Source organism: Pseudomonas sp. PICF141, from assembly GCF_002286815.1.
Classification (GTDB): domain Bacteria; phylum Pseudomonadota; class Gammaproteobacteria; order Pseudomonadales; family Pseudomonadaceae; genus Aquipseudomonas.
The window spans coordinates 1-3670 of record NZ_MUNM01000064.1; the positions used below are offsets into that span (position 1 = coordinate 1).

At 54.0% G+C, this 3670-nt stretch carries 5 protein-coding genes and 1 pseudogene; 3 read left to right on the forward strand and 3 right to left on the reverse strand.

The window, feature by feature from the left end:
• The 3 genes from BZL43_RS17845 to yjiA form a co-directional block, all read left to right on the forward strand.
• On the forward strand, positions 1-487 hold a 487-nt coding region (locus BZL43_RS17845), incomplete at its 5' end, for a carbon starvation CstA family protein (protein ID WP_305884084.1).
• A gap of 14 nt (positions 488-501) precedes the next feature.
• On the forward strand, positions 502-699 hold the full coding sequence (locus BZL43_RS17850) for a YbdD/YjiX family protein (protein WP_095633526.1): 198 nt from the start codon (positions 502-504) through the stop codon (positions 697-699).
• 163 nt (positions 700-862) lie between these two features.
• Positions 863-1834 carry a GTPase gene (yjiA, locus tag BZL43_RS17855; RefSeq protein ID WP_095633527.1) on the forward strand — a complete coding sequence of 324 codons (972 nt, stop codon included), beginning with the start codon at positions 863-865 and terminating at the stop codon, positions 1832-1834.
• Positions 1835-1933: 99 nt separating this feature from the next.
• Here yjiA and BZL43_RS17860 read toward each other — a convergent pair whose 3' ends face one another.
• The 3 genes and pseudogenes from BZL43_RS17860 to glyA form a co-directional block, all read right to left on the reverse strand.
• Positions 1934-2488: a hypothetical protein gene (locus BZL43_RS17860; protein WP_143517872.1), complete on the reverse strand. Its 555-nt coding sequence runs from the start codon at positions 2486-2488 to the stop codon at positions 1934-1936.
• A 67-nt stretch (positions 2489-2555) separates the two neighbouring features.
• A complete protein-coding gene (locus BZL43_RS17865; RefSeq protein ID WP_095633529.1) occupies positions 2556-3128 on the reverse strand; it encodes a hypothetical protein in 573 nt (190 codons plus the stop codon).
• Positions 3129-3420: 292 nt separating this feature from the next.
• A pseudogene (glyA, locus tag BZL43_RS17870) lies at positions 3421-3670 on the reverse strand (serine hydroxymethyltransferase); the annotation flags it as partial.

Here is a 3670-nt window from a genome sequence, read left to right on the forward strand (position 1 = left end):
GGGTTATTTGCTGTACCAAGGCGTGATCGACCCGTTGGGCGGGATCAACACCTTGTGGCCGCTGTTCGGCATCTCCAACCAGATGCTGGCGGGTATCGCACTGATGCTGGCAACCGTGGTGCTGATCAAAATGAAGCGCCAACGCTACATCTGGGTCACCATGTTGCCCGCCGTGTGGCTGCTGATCTGCACCACCACCGCCGGCTTCATCAAGCTGTTCGACGCCAACCCGGCCATCGGCTTCTTGTCGTTGGCCAAAAAATACAGCGATGCGTTGGCCAACGGGCAGATCCTGGCCCCGGCCAAGAGCATCGAGCAGATGCAGCATGTGATCTACAACGCTTACACCAACGCAACGCTGACCGCGCTGTTCCTGTTCGTGGTATTCAGCATCCTGTTCTACGCGCTCAAGGTCGGCATTGCCGCCTGGGGCAAAAAAGAACGTACGGATAAGGAATCGCCGTTCCAGGCTCAGCCGGACGCGTAATTGAGGATTGCACCATGTTCAATGACCTGAGTCGCCTCGGTAAATACCTCGGTCAGGCCGCGCGCCTGATGGTCGGCATGCCCGACTACGACAACTACGTCGAGCATATGCAAACCAGACACCCGGACAAACCGGTGATGAGCTACGAGATGTTCTTTCGCGAACGTCAGGAAGCCCGTTACGGTGGCAAGGGTGGACCGAAGTGCTGTTGACCCGGTTGTCGGGTTAACAGCAATCCCTGTGGGAGCTAGCCTGCCAGCGATGGCGCCTGAACATTCAACATCACTGTTGATTGACAGTCCGCCATCGCTAGCAGGCTAGCTCCCACATTTGTTTTTGTGTTGATTTCTAATTTTGTGAAACAGGAGATTCCAGTTGTCCTCTCCCATTCCAGTAACAATCCTCAGTGGCTTTCTCGGCGCGGGAAAAACCACGCTCTTGCGCCACCTGCTTAAAGCCGAGCACGGGCTGAAAATCGCCGTGATCGAAAACGAATTCAGTGACGCCGGCATCGACACCCAGCTGTTGGGTGACGAGCCGGTGCAAGTGATGACGCTGTCCAACGGCTGCGTTTGCTGCACCATCCACACCGATTTGACCAAAGCGCTGTACCTGCTGCTGGAACGCCTGGACAGCGGCGAAATCGCCTTCGACCGCCTGGTGATCGAATGCACCGGCCTGGCCGACCCGGCGCCGGTGGCGCAAACCTTTTTCATCGACGAAGAACTGCGTGAGCGTTATATCCTCGACGGCATCATCACCTTGGTGGACGCGGCCCACGCCGACCTGCACCTGACCCAGACCATTGCCCAGGCACAGATTGGCTTTGCCGACCGTTTGCTGGTGAGCAAACGGGATCTGGTGGACGAGGCGACCTTTACCGCACTGAGCGAGCGCTTGACCCGCATCAACCGTCGCGCGCCAATTCGCATGGTCGACCACGGCAAAATTGATCTGGCCGAACTGCTCGACGTGCGCGGCTTCAACCTCAATGCCGATCTCGGCGGTGGAATGAGTCTGCGCCCAGTGAGCAAGGCGCCCTCCATCGATCGCATTTCCAGCCTGGTGCTGCGCACCGACAAGCCGCTGGATATCGACAAACTCAGTGAGTTCATGAACGAGCTGCTCGAGGAACACGGCAAGCAATTGCTGCGCTACAAAGGGGTGCTGAACATTGCGGGTGAAGATCGGCGGCTGGTGTTTCAGGGCGTGTTGAAACTGTATGGTTTTGACTGGGACACCGAATGGGCCGAAGGGGAGGGGAGGGAAAGTGTGATTGTATTCATTGCCGATGATCTGCCGGAAGAGAAGATACGCCAGGGATTCGCCCGCCTCGCAGCCCATTGACAACAGAGCGCCCCCACTCCGGAAAAGTGGAGAGAGGGCGCAGGTGTTCAGGGCAATCAACCGTTATCCGGAAGGCTCGCGTCTGATAACCGACAGCCCTCAGTAAGGGGCGTTGCGCTGCAAAATATTCAGTTTGAAATCCAGAACCGTTTGGCTTTTCGGTGTTTGCAGCCGAACAGGTGTTCCGATCTTGGGATTGTATTTGGCACGCGAATAGCCCTGGCGCAAAAGCTTGCCGCCGCGTGTTTGAATTCTGATGGTCGGGGAGTCATTTGCAAAATCGTCAAGGGTGACAATCTCGCCATTTTTATTCAGCAAATTGAAAGTGGTCTGGTCACCATCCTGGGTGGCGTAGGCATTGAGGAAGTCATCTTCTTCATTGCTGAGGGTCATGTAGTAGTAGATGCCTTTGGTGAATATGTAGATCGTGTAATAGTCGTCTTGACACCTGAAGTAAAAGGTCAGGGAGTCGGCGGGCAAGTCGGGTTTGAGGAAAAGATAGTTTGAAACATCCATGTGCGAGTTAAAGCTTAAGAGTTCGTAGTCAAGTTTCAAGGTTGTGTATTTTCTTCCATAGGTAAGTGCAGGAAAGTGCGGGTAGCCAAAGGGTGTGCTACAGGTGGCGATAAAAGATTTTTCTTGATCGGTGCTCATTGTATATACCTTGTATGTTGAATTGCGATATTGCTCGCGAGATTAAGCAAGCCAGTGGCGGCGAATGTCAGATATCGTCTGGGTCGTTTGCGTATGGCACGTTTCGTTCGGTAATGCGCAGGTTGAAGATCAGGCCGCGACGCTTTATGTCCGCCAGATACACGTACGGCGCCCCTTGCCGGCGGATGCTGCTGATCTGCCCGGCGTTGCGGGCCTTGAGCCGGATCTGGTGAGTGTCTGCACTCAGGTCATCCAGGGTGACAATGCGATCTTGCAGATTCAGCAGATTGAACGATGTTGTATCGCTGCCGGCAGGTGGAAAGGCTCCCAGTACTCCGGAGTTATCCTTGCTTATATATTTGTTGGTATACGTTCCCGGCGACAGGATCTGGAGGGTGTAATAGTCTTCCGCGCAGCGGAAATAGATATTAAGCGGGGCGAGCTTCAAGGATGGATCGCGTGGCTTTATTCCCAGTAGATGGGAGTCGTCGATCTTCGAAGAAGCCCCAGTATAGAAACCACCAGAGAACAGGGTGTAGAGCCTGGTGATCGGCTCTTCATAGAGATTGCCCAGGAACTCCAGATGTTCGTCATGTAATTCAAGGCTGGCGATAAAGGATTTCTGTCGATTGCTGTTCATCATCTCGTCCGTGAGTTGAAAAGTTTGTTTGTCGTGCGGGAAAGATATTTATCAGATGTTTGAGGTGGGTGAAAAAGTGATGTGTTTCGGTATGTTGGTGTAGGTAGTAGTTGTAGAAGTTGCTTGAGTGCAATGTTATTGGTTGCGGAAGTTTTCCAACTTTATTAACGGTGGAAAGGCACTCGCTTGCGGGGCAGGTTCCATCTGAACAGCGGCGCTGGTGTTTATAGCGGGCGAAAAAAAACCGGCCATTATTGGCCGGTTTTTTTATTGCTGCGGTTTAACGGTGCAATTAAGCGCCGTACACCGGGAGCTTTTTGCAGATAGCCTTGACCTTCTCACGAACGGCGTCGATCACCGCTTCGTTGGAAAGATCTGCCAGGATGTCGCAGATCCAGCCGGCCAGCTCTTTGCACTCTGCTTCCTTGAAGCCGCGAGTGGTCACAGCCGGGGTACCGAAACGCAGACCGGAGGTGACGAACGGGGAGCGTGGATCGTTCGGTACCGAGTTCTTGTTCACGGTGATGAACGCTTTGCCCAGA